Source organism: Vicinamibacterales bacterium (assembly GCA_036012125.1).
Classification (GTDB): Bacteria; Acidobacteriota; Vicinamibacteria; order Vicinamibacterales; family UBA823; genus UBA11600.
Genome location: DASCOS010000020.1, coordinates 148,646 through 173,473 on the forward strand (window position 1 = coordinate 148,646; position 24,828 = coordinate 173,473).

Annotated in this window: 17 protein-coding genes; 6 read left to right on the top strand and 11 right to left on the bottom strand. The window is 55.1% G+C overall.

The window, feature by feature from the left end; genetic code table 11:
- Positions 1-184 precede the first annotated feature (184 nt).
- The gene (locus QGH09_07690) at positions 185-4,891 is read right to left on the bottom strand and encodes a 2-oxoacid:acceptor oxidoreductase family protein (GenBank protein ID HJO18062.1); all 4,707 of its coding nucleotides are present in this window, start codon (positions 4,889-4,891) and stop codon (positions 185-187) included.
- 447 nt (positions 4,892-5,338) lie between these two features.
- On the opposite strand from QGH09_07690, the gene QGH09_07695 reads away from it, so the two are divergent.
- Positions 5,339-6,610, top strand: coding sequence for an aminotransferase class V-fold PLP-dependent enzyme (locus tag QGH09_07695; GenBank protein ID HJO18063.1), 1,272 nt, complete (start codon positions 5,339-5,341; stop codon positions 6,608-6,610).
- Positions 6,611-6,648: 38 nt separating this feature from the next.
- Here the strand turns inward: QGH09_07695 and QGH09_07700 are convergent, their stop codons facing one another.
- The gene (locus QGH09_07700; GenBank protein ID HJO18064.1) at positions 6,649-7,572 is read right to left on the bottom strand and encodes a formyltransferase family protein; all 924 of its coding nucleotides are present in this window, start codon (positions 7,570-7,572) and stop codon (positions 6,649-6,651) included.
- A gap of 150 nt (positions 7,573-7,722) precedes the next feature.
- Here QGH09_07700 and QGH09_07705 point away from each other — a divergent pair, with 150 nt between their 5' ends.
- On the top strand, positions 7,723-9,126 hold the full coding sequence (locus QGH09_07705) for a LysM peptidoglycan-binding domain-containing protein (protein HJO18065.1): 1,404 nt from the start codon (positions 7,723-7,725) through the stop codon (positions 9,124-9,126).
- A gap of 7 nt (positions 9,127-9,133) precedes the next feature.
- Here the strand turns inward: QGH09_07705 and QGH09_07710 are convergent, their stop codons facing one another.
- The 6 genes from QGH09_07710 to speB form a co-directional block, all read right to left on the bottom strand.
- Positions 9,134-11,587, bottom strand: a complete 2,454-nt coding sequence (locus QGH09_07710) for a tetratricopeptide repeat protein (GenBank protein ID HJO18066.1) — start codon at positions 11,585-11,587, stop codon at positions 9,134-9,136.
- Complete coding sequence (locus QGH09_07715; GenBank protein ID HJO18067.1) at positions 11,481-13,106, bottom strand: amidohydrolase family protein; 1,626 nt, start codon at positions 13,104-13,106, stop codon at positions 11,481-11,483. Before QGH09_07715 ends, QGH09_07710 begins: the two co-directional genes overlap by 107 nt.
- Before the next feature lie 25 nt (positions 13,107-13,131).
- On the bottom strand, positions 13,132-13,416 hold the full coding sequence (locus tag QGH09_07720; protein HJO18068.1) for a MoaD/ThiS family protein: 285 nt from the start codon (positions 13,414-13,416) through the stop codon (positions 13,132-13,134).
- A complete protein-coding gene (locus tag QGH09_07725) occupies positions 13,413-15,239 on the bottom strand; it encodes an aldehyde ferredoxin oxidoreductase N-terminal domain-containing protein (GenBank protein HJO18069.1) in 1,827 nt (608 codons plus the stop codon). Before QGH09_07725 ends, QGH09_07720 begins: the two co-directional genes overlap by 4 nt.
- Positions 15,240-15,338: 99 nt before the next feature.
- Positions 15,339-16,250 carry an EamA family transporter gene (locus tag QGH09_07730; protein HJO18070.1) on the bottom strand — a complete coding sequence of 304 codons (912 nt, stop codon included), beginning with the start codon at positions 16,248-16,250 and terminating at the stop codon, positions 15,339-15,341.
- 17 nt (positions 16,251-16,267) lie between these two features.
- Complete coding sequence (gene speB / locus QGH09_07735; protein HJO18071.1) at positions 16,268-17,086, bottom strand: agmatinase; 819 nt, start codon at positions 17,084-17,086, stop codon at positions 16,268-16,270.
- Positions 17,087-17,214: 128 nt separating this feature from the next.
- On the opposite strand from speB, the gene QGH09_07740 reads away from it, so the two are divergent.
- Complete coding sequence (locus QGH09_07740) at positions 17,215-18,447, top strand: aminotransferase class V-fold PLP-dependent enzyme (protein HJO18072.1); 1,233 nt, start codon at positions 17,215-17,217, stop codon at positions 18,445-18,447.
- 19 nt (positions 18,448-18,466) lie between these two features.
- On the opposite strand, the gene QGH09_07745 is transcribed toward QGH09_07740, so the two are convergent.
- Positions 18,467-19,723 (bottom strand): amidohydrolase/deacetylase family metallohydrolase, encoded by a 1,257-nt coding sequence (locus QGH09_07745; protein HJO18073.1) that lies wholly within the window; start codon positions 19,721-19,723, stop codon positions 18,467-18,469.
- Positions 19,724-19,754: 31 nt separating this feature from the next.
- Positions 19,755-20,813, bottom strand: a complete 1,059-nt coding sequence (locus QGH09_07750; GenBank protein HJO18074.1) for an MBL fold metallo-hydrolase — start codon at positions 20,811-20,813, stop codon at positions 19,755-19,757.
- 102 nt (positions 20,814-20,915) lie between these two features.
- On the opposite strand from QGH09_07750, the gene QGH09_07755 reads away from it, so the two are divergent.
- From QGH09_07755 to ahcY, 3 genes are all read left to right on the top strand, one after another.
- Positions 20,916-21,350, top strand: a complete 435-nt coding sequence (locus tag QGH09_07755; GenBank protein HJO18075.1) for a hypothetical protein — start codon at positions 20,916-20,918, stop codon at positions 21,348-21,350.
- Positions 21,351-21,492: 142 nt separating this feature from the next.
- On the top strand, positions 21,493-22,440 hold the full coding sequence (locus QGH09_07760) for a metalloregulator ArsR/SmtB family transcription factor (protein HJO18076.1): 948 nt from the start codon (positions 21,493-21,495) through the stop codon (positions 22,438-22,440).
- Between the two features lie 45 nt (positions 22,441-22,485).
- Positions 22,486-23,988 (top strand): adenosylhomocysteinase, encoded by a 1,503-nt coding sequence (ahcY, locus tag QGH09_07765; GenBank protein ID HJO18077.1) that lies wholly within the window; start codon positions 22,486-22,488, stop codon positions 23,986-23,988.
- An 82-nt stretch (positions 23,989-24,070) separates the two neighbouring features.
- Here the strand turns inward: ahcY and QGH09_07770 are convergent, their stop codons facing one another.
- Positions 24,071-24,820, bottom strand: a complete 750-nt coding sequence (locus QGH09_07770) for a carbohydrate-binding family 9-like protein (protein HJO18078.1) — start codon at positions 24,818-24,820, stop codon at positions 24,071-24,073.
- Positions 24,821-24,828 lie beyond the last annotated feature (8 nt).

The window sequence follows — 24,828 nt, forward strand, 5'->3', positions numbered from 1 at the left end:
GGTTGATCGAAGTCACTATCATCGGCGGGCAGCGACTCGCTCAGGCATTATATCGCATCAAGAACCAGTAACCGGCGACCTACGCGGCCAATAATAAGTGGCAACAGCGCACACCACTCACTACATCCGAACTCATTCGAGCAATGTCGGCAAGAGGAATGGCTCAGAATGGACCCGCACACCGCTAGGCGCGTGACGAAACAGCGGTAGATGCTGGTTTAGCGTTAGCCGCGCCGGATTCTTTTCCGTCGAGCTCATCACGTAGCATCGCCGCTGAACTTGCCAGAAAATCGCTGAGTGAAATGTCTCCAGCGTCAACCTTCTTGAGTAGTTGGCGCTGAGCCTGATACTCGAGGTTCTCAAGCCCGGCCTTACTCTGCAACAATCGCCAAGCCTTCCGCCGTTCCACACAAAACAGGACCATCTGACGCGACAGGAGCTGATATACAACCTTGTCTGCCTTCTCGGTCTCTATGTATACCCCGAAGTCAGGTACGAACGAGCGGTGCTCGGGGTTAAGGAAACTACGCTGGACAACATCGTCGAAGGTAATGCGCGGTAGCATGTCGTCAAGGTGCGTGTGTTGTGACAAGTCCGCCTCTTTCACTTTCTTTAGATGACGGCGGAAGCGCGCCTCCGTGGCACACCAATGCGCCACAGTGAACCGATACTTCTGCTTTGTCACCTTGCTCCTCGCCTCCCACCAGTCAGTCTTTGGCGAAGGATTCCCCTTTAACTCAAGGGTCTCGCTGTAGGTCTCTCCACGCATCGGATTAAACACGAACTCTGGCATACCGCGTGAATCGCGGGTTCGCTGCGCCTGCGCCAACGACATGTCATCAGCTACGCCGTGTTCCGGCTGACACGTAGTAAAGCACTGATAGAACGCCGTGCCCCGGTAATCTAGACCGTCGAGTAGCGCTCGGTAGAATTTTGGTGCGTTCGCAAGTGATATCTGGGCTACAAACGGTGAGCCGTGACCGGCCGTAAAGGTCTCCGCCACGTTCTTTTTTTCGATCAGTTTCCCTTGCGTGGCCTCACCCATCTGGTTCATATCATAGCCACCAGCCATCACTGATGAATCCGAGTTTTGGCCACCAGTGTTCGAGTAAACCTGGGTGTCAAGCATCAGCACTTTCACGTTCGGACGATTCTGCAGGATAACCTTTGAAAGATTCTGATAGCCGATATCGCCCATAGCGCCGTCACCACCAATCGCCCAGGCCTTAGGCAATTCCGTAATCTCTTCGTGCGTCATCAGAGCGTCAGTGAAGTGCGTGTAGTTGAAGTAGTCATCCTCAGAGCAAGCAACGTCTCCATTAAGCAGCGCGTCCGCGAGACGCTCAGGAACAATCGAGCGACGTGCGTGATCTATAATGAAACTCTCACCGAACAGCCAAGTAACTGTCGGCCCATCCTGAAATAGTGAGTTCATCCACGGATAGGGATGTGGATTGTTGGGTGGAGTAGAACCGTAAACGGTATTACAGCCCGTGCTCGCCCCCATGGCCATAACCGACATGCCATTGTCCAAGCGCCCTTCCTGCACTTGCAAGTCCTTATGATTAAAGGCTTCCTGCCGCATAACCGCGACGAGTGCATCGATTACCGCCTGGTCCAACAGTTCACCGTGGTTCTCAAGACGTGATTCGGTGTCAGCATCGTTCTCGCCACCGAGCCCCATAATCATGTGGGCCACGACTCGACGGAAGCGGCCGTAATCAGCTGGATCCCGCTTAGAAAGCGCCGCCAACTTTGCAAGCCCCCCACTGACAAGTTGATCAGCCTTGTCACGAAGGCGATCAGCCTTAGCGTGGAAGAGCGGACGCATGTAAGCCTCCGTAACCGACGCCACCGAGCGAAGGACGCTCTTCTCGCCACAGCCAGCACAAGCACCATCTCCGGAAACCAGAGCATCGTAGTTCTTCCGCACCATTAGGTGATTACGAAGCGCCGCCTCCTTGGAATCGAGGGGTTCATCGCTATCGTAGAGTCCCAGATAATGTTGCGGCGTATCAGGCAACGTGTCGAGAAAGGCCATCTGACTGAGATGAACGGCATTCAACTCGTCTGATTCCGGCATCATTCGAAGAGCATCGTGATCGCCGCACGCTTCCACGCAGGCTGCACAACCCTTACACAGGTCGGAAACCGCGATCATGAACACCCCACCATCACCAATCGCCTTCTTTTCTTTGGACGAGAAAATAGCGGTCACCTTGCTGTAGGCGACCGGCATCTTGTCCACGATGGCGTACAGCTCAGCTCGGGTTTCTTTCGAGATCGCGCCGTTCATGGCGTCAAACTCAGCACGGACAACGTCAGCAAACTTCGTGTCTCCCTTGACTTTCGCGATCTCGAGCATCTTCTCCCGAGCTGACTTGTCAATTACAGGTAGCTGGTCAAGCAGCACCCGGCGCTCAGTAGGCTCAGAGATATAGTTCATGATCGCTGACCGCAGAACGGTAATTAAATCATGAGCAGCGTTCGGGAGCGCAGTGTCAGGACATGCGACGATGCACTCCATGCACTGAGTACAGTTCTCCGCGATGTACACCGGGGTTTCGCGCCGCGCAACATATTTCGAAGCGGTCGCGCCGGTCGCCGAAGCCATCATGCCAACCGACGCCAGCGCCGTTGCCGGTTGGTCATAACCCTTACCAGCCCTGAACTCATTATCGAAATACCCAACCTCAAAGACCGGTGCTCGGCACGGCTGCTCCATCGAGGCTTCGCCACCGTTATACTTGTAGCTGTCAGCCATCGGCAGCAGCATCTTGCCGCGCATACTTGACCGGTCAGGCGCTTCCTGCTCCCTCGGGTCGAGCAGCCGAAGCTGGCCAAAGCCCTTGGTCATGACTTCCATGTTCGAATCGACAACAGCGTCACCAAGCCGACCAAACTTTTTGACATACTGTTGACGCACGACAGCCTCAAACCGTTCCGTGTCGATACCGTTATCCTTCAGGAAACTCGAGACACCAAAGAACGCACCGAGAAACGAGTTGCCTTGCATTCGCAACTGCAAATCGAGCCGATCCGTAGCATTCCTGGCTATTTCAAAGCCAGACAGTAAGTACACCTTGATGTCGTTGTCGATGATGAACTCGCGCTGACGAGGCGGAATCCGTTCCCAACTCTGTTCAACCGTTTCCTCTGACTCCCAAACAAAGGCCCCACCTGGCACCAATCCTTCGAGCGGATTCATGTGCGTAAAAGCCCTCGGGTCACAACAGAGCACGACGTTAACGTGATGCAAGTCGCAGTTAACGCGGATGCGCTCTGGCGCCGCCACTAGGAAATACGATGTTGGTGCTCCCTTCTTTTCGGAGCCATACTTCGGATTAGCACTAACATGCACCAGTTCGTTCAGACGGCCAGACTCATCATAGGATTTCTCTCGCTCAGCCACGTAACGACCAAGCTCACCGATAATCTCCCCTAGGTTCTTGCCGGTTGTGATCATTCCCCAGCCGCCGACCGAATGGAGCCGCACAGCGATCGCACCTTCAGGCAGTAATGACGGCATCTCGGCAGACTTGACCTCGTAGGGATGATCGATGCCGAGCACAAAGAGGGTTTCACCGTCCTCTGCCCTTCTCCCATCGGTCCGAGCTCGACTACCGATGGCGTACTCATACGCACCAAGAATCGCCTCAGGACGGAAGTCCCGAGAGCCGAGACCATAGACTCCACGGAAAAGCCTCGGCATCTGCTCCACTGACATCGCTGGCAGGTGCTGATGCGTGGGCTGTCGACCATTTTCCAGCGCCTTCTCAAGTGCAGTCCGGACATCTCGGGCCAGCGGGTTATCGCCTGCCATAGCCTCGTCAGTCCGCTCCAGGATGATTACGTTCTTTCTGCCGACCAAAGCATTGATAACTGCCGCTTCGGGGAACGGTCGTAGCACGTTGAGATGGAATGACCCTACCTTCTCGCCGCGAGACCGCAGCAGGTCGACCGCTGCCTCAACGTTCTCGGCAGCCGAGCCGAGAGATAAGTACACCGTCTCGGCATCGTCGGTTTCATACCCAGAAATCAGACCGTAGTAGCGGCCGGTGAACTTGCCAAACTCTTCGTAGGCTTCTTCAAGCATTGGAAGAATCGATTCCACGAAGTTGTTCCGACGGGCGACGACGCCCTGCATGAAGTGTTCCTGGTTCTGCACCGGACCCAGTAGAATCGGGTTCTCCAAATCAACCATCCGCGGTACCCGACGCCGTGTCGGGCCAAACAACAGACGCTGCGTTTCAGTCGGACACTCGATAATGTCTTCAGCATTACCCAGATACTCACGGATCAAGTCGGCCTCGTGCATGTAGAAGGTCCGCTCTAAATGCGACGTCAAGAAACCGTCCTGAATGTTCATTCCTGGCGTGAGAGACAACTCGCAGACTCTGCGCAGGATCAACGCCTGGTCGGCCGCCTGTTGGGCGTCCTTCCCGAAGACCATGGTCCAGCCAACATCAAGGACCGCATACACATCGTCGTGGCCACAATGCACATTCAGCGCGTGTTTGGTCAGCGCGCGCGCGGCCACTTCCAACACCATCGTCGAAAGCTTGCCCGGGGCGTGGTAATACTGCTCGCTGGCGTACACGACGCCCTGGCCTGAAGTGAAGTTCACAACCCGGCGGCCGGTAACCGAAAGAGCAGTGGCTCCACCCTGTGCGGCGTGCTCGCCTTCCGCCTCTATGGCCAGCGTAGACCCGCCAAACACGTTGAGCTTGCCTTCAGCAAAATACTGCTGGTAGAGCTCGCCCATCTCGGTCGAAGGCGTGATCGGAAAGAACACACCGCCGTCAGTCAGGCGAGCCTCTGTGTAGTAGCTCACCAACTGATTGCCGTTCGTCGTAATCCGGATACCCGGGTACTTCGGTGTTTCGCTCACCTAAATTCAATTTCTGACGGCTCCACGGGCGTCCGGATGCATACCCGGACCCGCTATCGTAAACCGTCCCGCTCAGAGGGCCGCACGCCGACGGGCTGGCCGCTCGTTACTGGCAGCCGTCAGTTTCCACTATGAAACCAGTGCCATTAGGACCGGAAACCACAATGAAACCGCTAAACATCCGTGCGACTAAGGCAGGATGCCGTGTTCAACGTGCCCTCATGGTATCGCCGACCAATTTAGTCGGTCAAGTGCGCACGATCAGGGGTCAGGTCGAGCACCGGCGAGTGCCCTATAATCGCCTTGCTCACACTATTAGGAAATAATGCGCTATGTCGGGAAGTTATTTACTATCGATATTTGGGAGACATCATGAGTGCACGTAACTCGAACGCTAATTTCCAGCCGATCGACCGGGTATCTCGACGCCATTTCTTATGTGGTTCTATGACAGTACTTGCGGCTGGACTGTCAGCAGCCCCGCTCCACTCAAAATCGCCATTTTCCGAAAGTCCACCTGAAACTGAGCCACAGTCCTGGCGCGAACGTCTCGATTCATCTGGCGGCCTCGACGACGCTTACTGGGAAAAAGTTCGCCAGGAGTTCAACATCGTTGATGGTATCACCTACATGAATAACGGCACGATGGGTCCGGTGCCGAGGTCAGTCGTTGAAGCCCAAACACGCTATCTGATTGATATAGCTGCCGATCCACGTATCGGTGGATGGAACCGAGTCGAGCCAGTCCGCGAAAAACTCGCAAGATTCGTCGGTGCAAACGCCGACGAAATCGTCCTGACCAGAAGTACAACCGAGGGAATGAAGATTTTCAGCCGTGGTCTCGACCTTGGACGAGGGGACGAAGTGCTGATGTCATCGCACGAACACCCGGGTGGCTATGGCCCTTGGCGTGCACGGGAGGACCGGGACGGCATAATCGTCAGAACGGTCGATATTCCTGCCCCACCTAACAGTGTCGATGAAGTAATCGACATCTGCGAACGAGCACTCCGTCCAGAGACCCGCGTCCTCGTGGTGAGCTACCCGATCTTCGTTACCGGGCTATTGATGCCAATTAAGGGATTAGCGGAAATGGCGCACCGGCATAATGTGCTGCTGTCAGTTGATGGTGCACACGCACTTGGAATGCTCGATCTGGACCTCCATGACATGGGCTGTGACCACTTCACGACGGCTGGCCAGAAGTGGCTCCTCGCCGGCAGCGGTACCGGCATGGCCTACTTCAGCAATGAGATTCAAGACAGGGTGTGGAGTGATGTGGCGTGGCCGTTTCCACTACAGGGTGCCAGGAAGTATGAATCCTCAGGCCAGCGTCACCTACCGTCTGCACTCGGTATGGGCGACGCCCTCGATTTCCAGCTCGCAATCGGTAAGACGAACATCCAGACCCGCGTCCGCCAGTTGGCAAAGCGCCTGAAGGATGGACTCAGGGATCTTCCGGCGGTGGGCTTGGGTACGTCGGGGTCTGCTGAGATGAGTGGCGGGCTAACGACCTTCTACATCGACGGCGTGCCAAAGGCTAATATTCAACAGGCGCTAATGGACCGGGAAGAAATCTATTTACCTGGGAGTGGCCTAAACGACTTCGCCTGTCGAGTCTCGACCCACTTCTACAACACGGCCGACGAAGTCGATCGTGTAATACAAGTGATACAACATATTGTGGAAAATCGAGCCGATTACGCCAGGGTGGGCTAGGCCGAATTAGAGGCTCATCGAACGCCCGCCTGCGCGTACTACCCGCAGGTTGTTCCGATGGACACGTCCGCCTCAACCGCCCACTCGCGAGTTGGACGACGCCTACCACCGTCTGGCATTGCGTCCTGCACGCAGATAGCACCATCTGAACAGGCGATCGTAACCCCCTCCTCGCCCACAGCGACTACTGTGCCCGGGACTCCACCAGCCTCCCCCACCATCCGTGAGTCATACAGCCTTACCATTGAACCAACAACGGTCGTCCAGGCCCCGGGCTGCCGACAACTACCCCGGATGAAATTGTGCACGATTTGCGCTGGCTTGGCCCAGTCAATCTCCGCCACATCGCCCTCCCAAGGCGCTTCATAAGTGGCTGCGCTTTCGTCCTGAGCAAGTCGAGGGGCCGTACCGGCTGCAACTAAGTCAACCGCGTCAGCCAACGCATCAACCCCCAGCGGAAAAAACCGCTCACGATACAGGCTATTTACAGTGTCGTTCTCTCCAATCGGGAAGCGTTTCTGTAGCAAAACCGGCCCTGTGTCGATTCCCTCGTCAACCCAGAAGATCGTCAGCCCAGTCTCAGTATCACCCTGGAGTAATGCGTGGTTGATGGCACTCCGACCACGGTGTTTCGGGAGCAGACTTGGATGATATTGAATTGTCTTACGAGAGGGATAGTCGAGAATACGCATTGGGATGATCTGTGTGACAAATGCCATGACGTTTAGTTCCGGTTCAGTCGCGGCATACCCCTCAAACGCTTCCTCGTCAGTATTTCCCTTCCGTTGCCACCGCGTGGGCTGGACCAACGTAACGCCATCGCGACGAGCAGCCTCGGCGAGCGGGTCAGGTTTGCCTTTCTCCATCGGGCCGTAGACACCGACAATCGAATGTCCTCGTTCTCGCAAACGCTCATAGACTGCCGCACCAAAAGGTGCCTGACCAAAAAGACCGATTCGCATAGTTACCTATTTCACCGGCGTAGCACCGCCGCATATGTTCCCACGAAAGAACCGGTAAGGATAGCACACGCGTTAAGGGATCACTCGTTGCGCATTTTTGCTATCATACGAACGGTCGTCGACCGGTAGAAGCCGCGCGGAGGCACTTTGATGCGAACCCCCTCAGCTTTCTTGGTTGTCTTTGCAACCCTAACTCTGCAGTCAGTGCCAGGAGCATCTCAAGTTACGGTCCAGTCATCCCCCATCCCACCATCAAGTCGGGACATTTCGACCAATGAGGTACTGCCGCTTGAGCAATTCTCTCCAGCCTTCCTTGGTATGTACCGGAAGGTCATGGAAATTGAAGACGAGATTCGGAAGCACACGGACCGTTATAACCTGCACTATGACCTCGCGCGCGCCGTCTGCCTGTACGAGTCAGGAGGGAATGCCGGACTCTCATCAGGGCCAGGTGCCAGAGGTTATTTCCAGGTCATGCCGGCTACCTTTCGGTCGTTGCGCGTCGATACAAACATCGAGGCTGGCGTGAAGTATCTAAGCATGATGGTTAAACAGTTTGATCGAGAGGATTACGCTGTAGCCGCTTATAACGCCGGGCCTGGCCGCATCGCTAGACGACGACCGATGCCTCTCGAGACGCTCCAATACGTCATCGGCGTGGGACACTTTCGAAATATTCTAATAACGCATGAGCAGTCTATCCGCCATCATGCCAACCAGTTACAGCTGACAACCGTCAAGGAGGGTGACGATTGGTGGCAACTCTCACAGCGATTAAACATCCCAATCGTTCAACTGCGGATGCACAATCCATTCTTAGCCAACCGACAACTTCGCGTCGGGCAACTAATTGCGTATCCGACCGTGGAACGCAACGATATTCTGGTAAAGATCGATGACGGCTTGGAATACATGAGCAGAATTGGTGATAACTACTTCAACATTGCATTCGCTCTCGAGGTGGACATTAACACCGTGCGGGACGAGAACGACCTCTGGCGATTACAGTCACTACCCGTGAACCTGCGGATGCGTCTGCCGACAGACTGGAAGGCCAGACACAAGGTGCACACCGTGCGCCGTGGGGAAACGATTCAATCGATCTCAGCAGATCTTAAGTCCAATCCATGGCGAATCATTAGGGACAATGAACTCTGGAACCAAGAGATTGGAACTGGAATGGTGCTACGAGTGAGGGAAGCGCCACCTAAGCCGACTTACCTCGTGCACCGCGTGACAGCAGGTGAGAACCTCAGTGTCATCGCGGGACGATACAGCACCACGGTTAGTGGAATACAGGCTGCCAATTCACTCGGCCGTCGGACACTCATACGCATCGGTCAACAGTTGCGCATTCCGACCAATGCTGCCACGGTCGCGCCCACGGCCACAACCGTTATACATCGCGTGACACGCGGTGAAACTCTGGCAGTGATCGCGCGACGATACGGCACCACGGTCAGTGCAATTCAGGCCGCTAACGAACTTGGGCGCCGGACACTCATCAATATCGGTCAGCAGCTGCGCATTCCGACCGTTGCTACCAACCAGTAGCTCTGAGCTACCTCACCCCTCCTGCCAAATCGTTGAGCAGCTGACGAGCCACGGCATCTCGCGGAGAGATCTCAGTAAACTTACGTGCAAACTCCAATGCTAATTCACGCGAACCGGCATCTCGGTGCATCGTAATCAACGCAATGAGCAGATCGCGGTCTTCCGGATGCCGCTCGTGGGCTGCCGACAACACCTCAAGCGCACCAAGCACATTACCGGTTGACTGCAGTGCAACGCCGTAGACATACACATATCGGCTTAGGTCGGGTCGACGCTCAGCTGCCGAACGCAACACCCGAAGAGCTTCTGGTAGTCGTCCTTGGCGAACGAGCAGTAGCCCGAGTGAATGCTCCACATGCGCGGGCTCCTCAGTCACCGCAAGTGCATCACGTAAAACCTGCTCACCTTCGGCCTCACGGCCCTGCTGTCGATAAAGATCAGCGAGGTTCAGATGCGCGGCCACGAACCCCGAATCGAGACGGAGTGCGGTACGGTAGGCACCCTCCGCATCGTCATAGCGGCCGAGCTGCACAGCAAGCACGCCAAGATTGAGGTGGGTTTCAGCCCGGTCGGCATTCGTTAATTGTGAGACACGATATTCTTCGAGGGTACTCGTTAGGGTAACGCGTTGACTATCTGATAACCGATCAAGGGGCACGCCCGCCAGCACACGAGCAGCTTCAAGTCTCACCGCTCGTACCGGGTCGGTTAGTAACGGCACCACCAACTCAGACCTCACCTCAGTCTGGACCAGTCCGAGTGTCGATACTGCGGCGGCACGTACAAGCGGGTCAGGATCAGTGAGTGCTCGCCGCACCACGAACAGGGACTCGGGAGTGAAGTCACGTTCCAGTAAAGAAAACGCGGTGGCCCGCACGATAGGCGGTATTACAGGATTATCGGCTAGACGGCGCAGAGCCTCGGCGGCACCTGGCAACCCTTGCCGACCAGCATAAATCGCAGTACCGAAGTGCGGTGCGGACGAACGGTCGGGCCCATACCAACCCTCGATCGCATCGGTGGACCACTGATTTGACTGATCTGTGTGACAGATGTTGCAGGCATTGGGCGTAGCGAGCGAGATAGATAAATCAGGACGTGGAATGCGAATGCTGTGATCGCGCCTCGGGTCAACGACCATGTATTGCGTAGCTGGCATGTGGCACTCGACACAGCGAGCACCAGGCGAGTCCACCTTATGAAAATGGTGTTCGGGTACATCGAACTTGGCCGGCAGATGGCAGCCGGCACAAATCGCATTACCAGTCCCCCGAACCTTGAGACTGTGGGGGTCGTGGCAGTCACTGCAGGTGACGCCTGCCGCGAACATTTTGCTCTGGAGGAACGAACCGTAGACATACACCTCGTCTAAGACCTGCCCATCCGGATGGTACAGCGGACTGTCGAGTAGGGCTGGTCGATGCGAGTCCATAAGTGGACGGCCGTAAACGTAGTCGTCCGTCAGGGCTGAGCGGCGGGAATGACATCTGGCACAGGTCTCAATCTCGACCCGGGAATTTCGGGGCGGCGTCCGCACAGCAACGCCAGATTCAATATCAAACACCCACGCCACGGGTGGTTCGTCCTTCAACGAAAGAGTCAATCCACTTGAGGGAATATCTGTACGTAACTCGCCATCAATCAGGGCCCGAGCCCAGGAAACATGCGCCGACGCAGGACCGTGGCACGATTCGCACGATACATCGATCTCCGCCCAAGTCGTTTCATAGCGGTTCTCGGCCAAGCGAAAGTTCTTGTCAATACTGGTCGAGTGACACTCTGCGCACATGTAGTTCCAATTTTGATTCGGGCTGGTCCAATGTAACGGGTCGTCTGGAGCGATCTCTTCATCGGGGTACAGATGGAACCATCGCTGGCCACCAGCGTCGGCGGGACGCGAATCCCACGCGAGGCTCAAAGCCTGGAGACGGCCGCCGGGAAACTCGACGAGGTACTGCTGAAGCGGATCAGCCCCGAACGTATAGACCACCGGATAGTCTTGGAGAATCCCATCCGGACCCTCGGTTTGCACAATGAATTGACTGTTCCGCTCAAAAAACGTCGACGTGATGCCAACCTGCGTGATCGTTACACCACTAAAGTCGCCAAGGATGGTCTCAGCACTCGCAGGTTGCATTGATAAATCGTGATGCGAGTCTTCCCAGAGCTCGGTTTCATCTGCATGGCACGATGCACACACCTCTCGACCAACAAACGTTGCAGCTGGGCCACCCGTGCCGTCATCGTGCGACCTGCCTCCCCCAGATTCTTGTGCAGCACAGCCTGAGGTCAACCCCGCCAGTCCGACAAACATCAGAACTGCGACCGGTGGGTTAAGCGTTCGAGACCAATAGTTAGTAAGATTCGGCACTCGTGTTGCGATTGGCTTGCTGCCGTTTGGCCCGCTCCACCATCCGCCGGACATCGGCCAGTAGTTCTTTGGCATCGTAGACAATGCCATCCTTTATCGTGTACCGCACCCCACCCACGCGCTCAGTTAACCCCGTCTCATCGTTAAGGCGCTCTGCACCGGTACCGTAGAGCACCTGAAAGTTTTCCAGTGGATTCTCATCAACGATTACGAGGTCTGCGAGAAGTCCTGGGCGAATGAGACCATACTCAATTGATACACCTTTTGGCTCGTGTAGCGTCTCAGCACCATTCAGCGTGGCCGAACGGATGACTTCAAGTGGGTGGAAGCCGGCCTCTTGAAGCAACTCGAACTCACGAATGTAACCAAAACCGTAAAGCTTATAGATAAAACCTGAGTCTGAACCAGTAGTCACGCGGCCACCCTGGTTCTTGAAGTCATTTAAGAAGGACATCCACACCCTAAAAAAATTCTTCCAAGCAACCTCATCATGCGTGGTCCAGTAATACCAGTAGGCCCCGTGGTTTACCCGGCTGGGTTCAAAGAATTCCCACTGCGACGGCAACGTGTAGTCGTCATGCCAATCAGCGTTGCGCGCCCTCATAACATCGCGTCCCGCTTCGTAAATCGTCATCGTTGGATCCAGCGTAGTACCTAAGTCGATGAACTCTCGGATGAGTGCCTGCCATTCGTCGCTACCACGTGGGTGGATCTGGTTCCACAGGCGCGCCACCTGACCAAAGCGATCTTGCTCGTTACTCTGGTTCTGGGAGGATGGCCAGTTCTGCACCGTGAAGTCCTTCAGTAAAGCTTCGAAGAGTCCGTAGTAGTGAGTGACGGTACCCAACCCTAATCGAGCCGCATCAATGGCATTCATTCGCCCCACACCACTCTGGCCTAAATGCGCCATGGTGCCCATGCCGTGCTGCCTAGCTTCGTCAATGAGGGCTGCCATAATCGGAGGATCGTAGGAACCCAATTTAAGCCCTTCGACACCTTTCGCAGAAGCCCATTGCACCCACGCACGTGCTGTTTCAGCGGATCGGATTAGACCACCATCCCAGCCCTCGCCTGTTCCGGGACGACCGTATGCCACGATCCGAGGCGCAACGATCTCATTACTACGACTGCGGTCACGCTCTCGAAGAACCCAGTCACGCGCACCCCCACCAGCATCCCGGACAGTCGTTACCCCATGTCCCATCCAGAGCTTGAAGGTGTACTCCGCTTCGGGGGCCTTGGGTACACCACCGATGTGCGTATGCAGATCGACAAACCCAGGCATTACATACATTCCATGGGCATCGATCTCGCTTGTCGCATTCTGCGGACGACGGGCATTATTAATTGGTGCACCTGGCGTACCCACGCCACGAATTTCCGTAATCCTGTTTCCTTCGATGACAAGGTCCATGGGGCCCTGCGGCGGCGCGCCGGCTCCATCTATCACTACGGCACCCCTTATGATTAGCCGTTCGAAAGGTCCAGCACCCTGGTCTTCGCGGTCAGGAGCCGGAATCATTTCCGCGACATCTTGAGCCGACGTCGTGACACCGACCGTAAAGCTGAACACACTCAAAGCAGCCACCGACCATCTGATCACACTCATGGAGTCTCCTCGAAAAAAAGTCTGCTCATCCTGCCATCTCTCCACCTTCTAGCGCCGAGAGAATTTGGATTTGATCGCCGCTATGTAACGGTGTCATCAACTCCTCAGAACTTAACTGCCGGCCGTTAAGGAAAACAACCATGACCGGATTCAACTCAGGGCCAGAACGCCACACAAGCGACTCTAACTCGGCATGCCGAGCCGTTAGAGCCAGTAACGCCGCTCCCACGGTCTCTCCTTCCAGTTCAACGTTTTCAGCACCACCAATGCGCTCGGCGAAGAGGGCTGGAAAGGTGACCGTCACGCTCATAGCGTAGCCATCTCAGGTTCAAAAACCTCCCAGACTTTCTGTTGGAGTTCCGCAAAGAACTCACGAGTAAGAAAGGCTGGGGTTCTAACGTTGGGGTTCGGATTATCGAAGGCCTCGGCAGGCAATGTATATTCCGCGTGCTGATAGCCCTGCTTACGCTCTATCGCCAAACCGCGGAGGTAGGCGCGACGTACGGCTGCAAGAAGGTCCTCCAAGGGTATGTCTAGACCACCTTCGACCTGTACGGCTGCAATCGCCATCTTCTGTCCCATACCAGCAAACTTACAGGTCCCCAACAAATCGTCACGCACCTGAAGCAGCCCTTTCTGCGTGATTGCCTTCACCCAGTAGTCCATCGACGTATCGCCCTCTAGGACGAGCGACATGAAGGTGCCCATAGTCATATGGCCACCAGCGATTGCCCAAGGATATCCAGGGTTCGTTTCAGGTAGATAGGCGGGCAGTTCTAATCCCTTCACGTGCATCGCATAGCCAAGGTCACCAGTCTTCACCGACAGGCGCTTGACCCCGCGTCCCACGTCGGGCATCAGCCCGCGGCCGGCCCCATCAATCAACTCAATAATCTTATCGAAGTCACCGAACCGCGCACCGTTGCACAGCGGAGCGTCCGGATGTCGCTCGTTGTAGCCAAGCACATACCCTACCGTCGTGCCGCATGAAATTGAATCCATGCCGAGGTTATCCACGAGCTGGACGAGCCGCCAAGCCTGCTCACCATCGTGGATACCGAGGTTGGTTGCGAGCAGGTTCAGTGGTTCGTAATCGAATTTCGCCCGAAAGGCGCCGCGTTTGCCGTCATCAGTTCTCTCATAAATGTTCTTGTGGCAGTTGATACCACAGCGGTAGCACGACTCCGCCTTGATAAAAAACTCCTCCTCGAGATTCTCACGAAATAGCTGATCCACAGCACCATCGGCCTTAGGGCGGAAGTTGTTTTGCGGTAAGGCATGGAACTTATCCAGAATCGGAAAATTCGACCACGTGCCACCAAGGCCACCCTTGCCAGCTTCTCGAAACTTAACCGAACCTGGACCAGTCGAGATTTTCTTATTAAGTTCCTTGACCTCTGGAGCTAGCTTCGTCAATTTGTCCTTCGATTGCGCCACAAGACCAATCAAATTCTTTGACCCCATGACCGTGCCCATGCCACCGCGACCGGCAAAACGGCACTTGTCGTCACCAGACTTCAATTCGTTTTCGGTACTAAGCGCCACCGCTGCAAAGTAGCAATTCTCATAGGCTTCGCCGGCCGGTCCAATCACAGCGAAGTGTGCGTCTGCGTAGTCTTTCTGCAGCGCCATAATCTTGTCGTGCGTCTCCATTCCGAGAAGAGCCTCAGCAGACTTCAACGTGACCTGGGGTCCGTCAGGACTCTCCTGAATTACGATCAACTGCGGGTGACTTGACCGTCCCTCAACTACAATCTCGTCAAGGCCAGCCCACTTCATCTTCGAGCCGAACTTGCCACTCGCCGCAGACCAAATAGCTGCAGGCAATCCTTTGTCGGAGTACTTGAGCGGACTATAGGCAGAAAAGTAGGTCCGCAGGCCGGTCATCACGTTCGAACCAGTCAGTAATCCAGTATTGATAACGAGAGGATTGTCAGCACCGAGAGCCTCAGCAATGTCCCTGGTCATCAACATCTGAAACGAGCGTCCGAAACCGCCCAGCACGTCCTCGAGATTACGGCACGGAACCTCCTTGACGTCGATTATCCCAGTATCAAGGTTGATCGTCGCTCGCGTGTACCACACTTTCTGGGGATCGAATGTCGTGCCGCTATTCGAATTAGCATTCCGCATAAATACCCCGTCTCGTTATTGATGAAGGCCTTGTCGACCACTACAAGAAATCATAGACCTTCCGACTCCATTCTCACGAACATTCACAAGATTTTGACGTCAATACCCGTCCATTCTAGCAGTTCGTTCCACTCGACCGAGAACCGGTCTCGTGGCCACAACAATTCCAACCACAATGATTACTGTGCCAACAAGTGACTGCGATTCTATCGTCTCGCCGAGTAGTATGTAGCCCAGTGCGATGGCCACCACAGGAAAAACGTAGGTAACGAATACTAGAGTGCTGACCGCGAACTGTTTCAAGAGGGTGTAAAAGATTACAAACGCGGCAACGGACCCAAACAGAGCTAAATACAACACCGTTCCGATTGCAGTTCCCGTCCAGCGCACGGAAGATAGATCCTCGGTCAGCACTGAAACCACGAGTAGTGCGCCCGCCGCATAGGTCATCGGTAGAGCCGTTAAGTTGTACGGATGAAGGTGCTGGCCCCACCGCTTGATACCCACCAAGCTGATAGCAGCAACAAATGGTGAAACTAGGGTTACGGCGACAGCCAACTCGCTCATGCGGTCGGGAAGTTGCAGATCATCTTTGAAGATAAACAGAACCCCAACGAACCCAAGGGTCACACCAAGCAGCTTACGCAGGGTAATCGGCTCCGACGCCAACACGAAATGTGCCAACAGCATGACAAAGAGTGGATTCGTAGCAAACAATACGGCGCTAAGTCCGGCTGGAATGTATTGTTCGCCCCAGTACACGACACCGTATGACAGACCAATTCCAACAATGCCATGACCAAGCAATCCCAGGTGAGCACGACCGCTTCGGGGCAGACGTACCCCTTGCAACCAACTCAACCCAAACAGGACGATACCGGATACTAGAAACCTAGAGCCGGCACTCAGAAACGGTGGAAGTGTCTCGAAACCGATCTTGATAATCGGCCAAGTCGACCCCCAGATTACACACAGGACAACGATCAATAGAAACGAGATCGGTCGAGACATCAACTTTCTTGATGTGGCTACTTATCAGTGATGGATAACATGCGGCCGACAACCTCTTTGAGGCACTTTGCGGCAACCATTGCAGTAACGTCGTTTACATCGCGGACCGGGTTGTACTCCACGATGTCCGCTCCGATCAGCGGCCCTCTGATCGACTGGACCACTCCCAAGACATCTCGAACGGACACACCGCCTGGCTCATAGTGCGATACGCCGGGCACGAACGATGGATCGAGTACGTCCAAGTCGAGTGAGAGGTAGACCGGGCCATCCAACTCCGTTACGACACTATCCCTCCACTGTGCCACCGTGACTACCTCAACACCGAACCGCTCCACCTGGTCTTTTTGGTGTGGAGTCGTTGTCCGGACACCCATTTGCACTAGCCGGTGGACCAGACCCTCCTCCATAATCCGTGCGAATGGGCAGGCATGAGAGAGCCTATCTCCGTCAAATTCATCGTAAAGGTCGTGATGGGCGTCGAGATGAAGCACGGTAAACCGGTCGCACTGCTTCGCGATCGCCCGAATAATTGGATACGTTACAGCGTGGTCGCCACCTAACGCGACCATCCGGTCGCCACTCTCTAATAGCTCGGACACCCCTTGTTCAATCGCGACAAAAGCGGCCGTGCCAGACGGCAACGACAGGTCGCCAAGATCTCGAAACCGTGTCTCGGCGCTGAGGTCGTATCCGGATTCGGTGATGAGATTCGTCGAGGGCGAATGCAACGCCTCACGAATCTTAGGCGGCGCTTGAGCGGCGCCACGTAGAAATGTCGAACTCTCGTCAAACGGAATACCGAGAAGGGTAATGCCCGATTTTTCAGAAGTCATCAGTTCACTATCTGGGCTGAAAGTAGAATCGCTAAGAAAGAGTTGATCGGACGGCCCAAAGACGGGATTATAGCCGACACTCGCGGAACCATTCATTTCATTGGCAACACTGAGGGGCGGAGGAGTTCATGAGAAACACAACTAAGAACTGGTCGAGGCGTAAGTTCCTGACATCAGCCGGGGCGACTCCGTTAGTAGGCGCGCTCGCAAATGGCTGTGCTACTCCCCCTGAACCAACGACCGCTACCGAAAAGATCTACGATCGCTTGAACGTTAGGCCGTTTATCAATGCCGCGGGAACCTACACGGCACTGTCGGCTTCGCTGATGCCACTTGAGGTTAAAGCGGCGATGGCTGAGGCCTCCCAACAGTTTGTATCCCTTAACGAATTACATGCCGCGGCCGGTGCGCAATTAGCCGATCTCGTTGGGGTGGAGGCAGCACTCGTCACTTCGGGCTGCGCTGCTGCCTTAACCCAAGCTACTGCGGCCTGCGTCTGCGGACGGGACCAAGACGCTATCCGGCAGGTGCCCAATACCACCGGCCTGAAGAACGAAGTAATCATTCAGCGTTCCCACCGCTTCGGCTATGACCATGCGATCCGGAACGTCGGGGTTGACTTGGTAGAAGTTGAAACGCGTGCAGAAATGGAGGCCGCGGTTAGTGCCAAAACGGCGATGCTATTTTTTCTCAACGTGACAAATGATCTCGGCCAGATCCAACGAGAGGAATTCGTTGAAATTGGCCGTCAGGCTGGAATTCCCACACTCATCGATGCGGCAGCCGACCTACCGCCCGCCGACAATCTGCAGGCTTTCACACGACTAGGCTTCGACCTTACCGCATTCAGCGGAGGTAAAGGGTTACGCGGACCGCAGTGTTCCGGCCTGTTACTGGGTCGACCGGACCTCATCGAAGCCGCCTATTTAAACGGGTCGCCCCACGGGAACTCGATTGCTCGCCTAGCAAAGGTCGGCAAAGAAGAAATCGTTGGATTGATGTGCGCTGTCGAACTGTACCTTGAAAAGGACCATGAAGCGGAGTGGGCCGAATGGGAAGCGCAGGTCCGAGCAATTATTGACGCCGTCGCCAATATTCCGGGGGTTGAGGGCGAGCAGTTTGTCCCTCAAATCGCCAACGAAGTTCCACACGCGGGTATTACGTGGGACCCTAACCGCATCGCGTTGACGCGAGGCGAAGTTGCCCAAGCATTGCGTGAGGGTCATCCGCGCATCGAACCACGTCCGAGTGCAGAGGATGCTTATCGACTCGAGATCGGTGTCTGGATGATGAAGCCCGGCGACCACGAAATAGTAGCTGGTCGTGTTGCCGACATTCTGACCCAAGCCTCCAACACCTAGCGCAGGTCAAAAAGACTGTTCAGGGCTCACCAGCACCCCGCCAGGGGGTCCCGGCACGGCCGTTCAGGTCCCAGACGACCCGTCCGCCTCGTACTGTTAACTCGGCTTCAAGCTTTTGGTCACCTGGAAGCGTCTGACCAACAACATCCAGAAAGCCAAATGTACCGTGCCGGATGCCGAGTACCGCCACATCGGCCGGCGCGCCGACACCTAGGTGACCAAGGTCCTCTCTGTCGATGACCCTGGCTGCTTGCCACGTCGAACGGTCAATCACATCGGATAGAGACATCCCCAAATTAAGGAACTTAGACATAACATTTAGCATGTCCTTCATACCGCCGTTCATACTGCCACCGTGAAGGTCCGTACTAATCGTGTCTGGCGGAAACCCCTGCCGCATAGAGGGTACGGCTTGATCGAATCTAAAGCTCCCTCCTCCATGTCCGACGTCGAAAAGTACTCCCCGTTCACGCGCCTCGAACACAAATGGCCTCAGGCGCCCTGCCGCGTCAACGAGTGAAATTCGGCCATCGACCTTGGCATAGGCGTGGGTCAAGAAGTCTCCTGGCCGAAGATGCTCAAGGAGAAGTGACTGTAGTGACAGAGGCGGCTCATGGCCACCAAAATCGACCGCGACTGGAACGTTAGCTAGACGACCTGCTTCCACAGCCCTATCGACCGGGTCCCACTCCTCCCCGAAATAGTGCGCCACCTTTACACCCACCACGATCTCTGGAAACTGGGTCGCACGCATTGCGGTGAGCTTCGAGTCCATATCAGCAAGATTCTGCTCGATGGGCCCACCTTTCATCCCATTCCCTACAATGTTTAGAAAGGCCAAGACTCGTGTCTGGGATCGGTCAACCACCTGTTCCTTGAACTGGATGAAATTTCGCCAGCCTGATCCGCCCAGGTCCACCACAGTGGTTACCCCTGACCGAAACGAAAAGGCGTCGGGCTGTACCGCAATATAGCCGTCACTCAAATACGAGTCCGGTGTGGTCCCGTAAAACACATGCGTGTGCAAATCAACAAGACCCGGCGTCACGACGAAACCAGTCGCATCGATAACGGTGACGGCACGCGCAGGACTAATGGTAGCGGCGATCTCGGCAACACGACCATCGGCAATTCCAACATCCATGACAGCATCGATCCCGTTTCGAGGGTCGATTACCCGGCCGCCGCGGATCACCAGGTCCAGTGATTGAGCACCCGTCGTGCTAGCGCCCATGAGAAGGAAGAATAGAAATACAGCAATGCCTCGAATTTGCATGACCCCTCCAATGAACAGACTATTCCTAGTCCTAGAACACATCGAAATCCTGACCGCTAACAAGAGGCCCCGCATAACCAGCTAAGCGCACCTCTTCGACTAACTCCTCGTCGCTGACTCCAAAATAGAGTTGATGGTAAAGCACTAAGGTTCCCGGGCGAGCCGTGTTCGCAACCCGCGCCACCTGCGCGGGAGAGGTATGGGCGGCGCGATGATAACGCTGCCAATCTTCCGTCCGACGAGATGGAGGGTCTGGTCCAGCGGATAGGCCTCGTTCAGAAAACACTTCGTGGAGAAGGAGGTCGGCACCACGAGCGTGTTCGACGAGGCTGTCACAGTAAGTTGTGTCACCCGAGATTACGATTACCCGATCGCCCGTTTCGAAACGATAGCCGTAGGCCTCCTGCTGTTCGTGGCAGACGGGAAAACCGGTAACCCGTACCCGCTCATCCTCAAATTGGAATGTCCCATCGATCTCATGGACCTCTGAGTTGTAGCCATGAGTTAGCACAGGCTGTAACCCTTCAGTCCGGACTCTAATGTCCCCAGCGTATGCTGCACGTAACCCATCGGTCAGTGCTTTGAGTCCTGATGGGCCGTAGGCTACAACCCGATCTTCTCGACGCCACCAGAGCGCCCAAAGAAGGTCCGCGTAATCAAGCACGTGATCACTGTGGAGATGGGTAAAGAATAAGCGGTTCGGCCAAGCTAAAGCTTCAACACCCTGCTGCGCCGCTTCGACCGTCCGGAGAAAAGCGCCTGGTCCGAGATCGACGAGGTAGGCAACACCCCCTGTGATGATAGCGACCGATGCCCCAACTTTATTCTGGTCGAGAAACGGCGTGCCGCTCCCAAGAAGAATGACTTGGGTACGTGATGGGTCGACCGGTTGGAGCACTTGGGCCGAAACCACCGCCTGCACCCCGACCGTTGCCGAAAAAAGTCCTGTCGCTACTGCTAAACCTACAAGCAGGGTTCGGATGTCATGTCCCTTGCACCAATCTGTAACTAGCAATACCACCTCCTGAAAGTGGGTCGGCACCCGTGTAAATATGCTTCGTTCCAATAAATCATTCGGTGGTTTACCCATATAGACGCCCTCACCGTAGGAGTATAATGATCGACCTTATGGTAAGCCACTGTGATTAACCTTCGCATGGGGTTTCGGCAAGACGATTTCTAGGAGAACACAATGCAGAAGCAAGCGTGGTTGGTGGTCATGGGTGTGCTCCTAACCGGAATCATCGGCCTCTCTCAATCGCGTGAGATCGCGGATGAGACCGATTTTGAAGCGGCCATGAAAGACATCGGGAAGAATTTCGGTGCCGTGCGCTCAGCAATGGAAGCACGGGAGGGTGAGGCGGTGGCCGGCGGAGCTGAGAATCTTGTAAGCATCTTTGAGGGCGTCGAGGCCTTTTTCTCGGCACGTGAACTCGAGCATGGTGTGACCGTGGCAGGCCAGGCCGCACAGGCGGCCGCCGACATTAAATCCGCGGTCGACAACGAGACGTTCGGCGAACTCGTTGGTGCCAGGGACCGTCTCGGCGCCACCTGCCGGTCGTGCCACACTGAATACCGCGAACAAGTTGAAGAAGGTGGCTACCGCTTCAAGTCGGGAGTTCTCTAGCAAATCTGCCAATACTACTTTTTGTGCCCGAGCCGGGAACCTACTGAGAGCAGGTGTCGACTTTGATTGGCCTGCTAGTCGTTGGTGTGACTTGACTCTATCCAGAAATAGTATTAACTTCTTTATCCGGATTTACGGATGAATGCCTAAAAACAGCATTGCTATTCTGAACCACATGTCGGCGCTCGCAGAGCCAACACGAACACGGGTTCTGTTGATACTGGAACGGAATGAGCTCACAGTCTCAGAACTTTGCACCGTCCTGCAGTTACCACAGTCGACGACCAGTCGCCATCTTCGTTCGCTCTCAGATTCGGGATGGATCACGGCACGAGCGGAAGGGACGAGTAACTGGTACTCGATGCTCCGGAACGGTCTAGACACCGCAGCAGAACAACTGTGGAGACTCGTAAGGGAGCAGGTCTCGGTGAGCTCGACCGCCGTCCAGGATTATCATCGACTCGAAGGAGTCCTTACCGAGCGTCGAACAACGTCGCAAGAGTTCTTCAGTTCCTCAGCAGGCCAATGGGACAGACTGCGGGATGAATTATTTGGAGAAAGTTTCCACTTTCTCGCATTGCCAGGCCTAGCCAACGACGAGTGGACAGTCGGCGACCTTGGATGTGGCACAGGCCAAGTGGCGACGTCTATTGCACCGTTCGTAAAGCGAGTGATAGCGATTGATAGCTCCATGGCAATGCTGCGGGCAGCAAAGAAGCGAGTGGGTAGAACCAAGAATGTCGAACTCAGACGTGGCGAACTGGAATCTTTACCGCTCGACAACACCACGCTTGACGCAGCCACTGTGATGCTCGTGCTACACCATGTGTCAGAACCAGAGCGGGTTTTCTCTGAAATCGCGCGGGTCTTAAAGCCGGGAGGCCGATTGCTCATCGCCGACATGTTGCCCCATGACCGTGAACACTACCGGCATCAGATGGGCCACGTCTGGCTCGGGTTTTCGGATACACAAATCGAGAGATATCTGGAACGGTCAGGCTTCGGGCGCATCCGGGTGACAGCATTACCTACCGATGCGCGCGTCAAGGGGCCCGCGTTATTTTCGGCGACTGCTCACAAAAAGCATTAACCGTCGGAACGATCAATTAGCCGTAACAATTTTTTGGAGGACCCGATGACATCAATCGCTACCAAACAGGCGCATCCTTTCATCGAAGCCAAAGAAGTAGGCCGACCCCCTTTCAAGGTCGCCGATTTGACTCAGGCTGATTTTGGGCGAAAGGAAATCCGCCTAGCCGAACAGGAAATGCCTGGGCTAATGGCACTGCGAAAAGAATACGACGGTCAACAACCGCTTCAAGGTGCGCGAGTCATGGGTAGTCTGCACATGACAGTCCAGACAGCCGTCTTGATCGAAACCCTGACCGCCTTGGGCGCCGATATTCGCTGGGTCTCGTGCAACATCTTTTCAACCCAAGATCATGCTGCTGCCGCGATTGCTGTGGGAAATCCCCAGACAGGTGGCACGCCAGATGATCCGAGGGGTATCCCGGTATTCGCCTGGAAGGGCGAGACGCTTGAGGAATACTGGTGGTGTACGAAACAAGCATTGCAGTGGCCTGACGGTTCTGGTCCGACACTAATCGTGGACGATGGTGGTGATGCAACACTACTCATCCATAAAGGCTATGAATTCGAGCAAGTCGGAACAGTTCCGGACTTTAAAGTCGATAGTGACCCTGAAGAATGGGGCGTGATTCTAGACTTGCTTCGAACGATCCAGGGTGAGGACCAGAACTATTGGCGAACAATCGCCTCCTCAATTCAAGGCGTGAGTGAAGAGACCACTACCGGAGTCCATCGCCTGTATCAGATGATGGAGGCTGGCACCCTGCTCTTTCCAGCGATCAACGTCAATGATTCTGTAACGAAGAGTAAATTTGACAACGTGTATGGTTGTCGACACTCGCTCCCCGACGGTCTAGCAAGAGCAACCGACGTTATGCTCGGCGGAAAGACGGCAGTAGTGTGCGGCTATGGTGAAGTCGGAAAAGGCTGCGCTCAAGCGCTACGCGGCCAAGGCTGCCGAGTGGTGGTCACAGAGATCGACCCGATATGTGCGCTCCAGGCAGCAATGGAAGGCTACGAAGTTGCAACGCTCGAAGACATGGTTGCAAAAGCCGATATCTTCATCACAGCAACAGGCAACTTTGACATCATCACCATCGACCACATGAGAAGGATGAAGGACAAAGCGGTCATCGGGAACATCGGTCATTTCGACAATGAAATCGACATGGCTGGGCTAAAACGAGCCGAGGGCGTCGAACGAATCAACATTAAGCCCCAGTACGACGAGTTTCGGTTCCCTGATGGCCACAGCATTATGCTGCTCGCCGAAGGACGACTACTCAACCTCGGTTGTGCAACGGGACATCCTAGTTTTGTGATGTCGGCCTCATTCACCAATCAAGTAATTGCACAACTTGAACTCCATGCAAATAAGGGTAATTACGAAAAGAAAGTCTACATGCTACCCAAAGAACTGGATGAGAAGGTTGCCCGCCTACACCTCGATCACGTGGGTGTGCATCTGACCCGTTTATCAGAAAAGCAGGCCGACTATATCGGCGTGCCAGTGGACGGACCATACAAGCCGTCTCACTATCGGTATTGATGCCCCGTTGGCCCCTCAAAAGCATGAGCCACGAGGATCAGCTCGCTAGTGGGGCTCTCTTACGGGTCTCACACCTCAGGACTTATGGTTCCGCTGGTTCGGCCGGCAATTCAAAAATAAGGTCGCGGAACACATCGGGTTCGTGAAAACTGTCGCCGTTCGGTGGTGACCACGCCGCAAACACCACATTCTCCGTCGGCCGGCGCTCTCCGTCTGGGCGCTTGATCCTAAACACATTAAACCGCCACCGGTCAGAAGACGCCGGCGGCAATACAATCGCTGACGCTGAAGGCAGTGACCGAAAACCCTCCCACGGTAGAAAAGCCACGGCGGTCCACCCCGCGGTCCGACCATCTCGATATTTATTCAGCCGCACGTGACTCTCAAGACCTTCAAGGTTCCACGCAAGGTCCATCTCCCTGTCCGGCATTCCGCTTACCATTCGAACGTCAGTGACCACATTGTTCGGGCTGATTTCAATCTCGGCGTAGTTTTTGCCCGACCGATCGAGATCTAAGAAAATCTCGACAACCTCCTCTTCCCAAATCGGATCATCGCGGTTCGTCATCGTGAACCACGGGTTCGGGTCCGTAGCATCAAACCGAACATAAAGCCCCTCGTTGTTCCACAGCGCACGAAACTCGGTCTCATAGAGCGTCGGACCGTAATTGAAGTAGTGAGCCTCCCACCACGGTGATTCGTTGTTCAGAAGCGATGCAGTGGCCGCGCTAGTCCAAGCAACCCTGAATTCAGGAGTAACTACGCGCTGCCCCGCACTAATCATAGTGGCGCTAACCACAACCATCAGGCCGCCACACACCGCACGTCCCATAGCTGCCT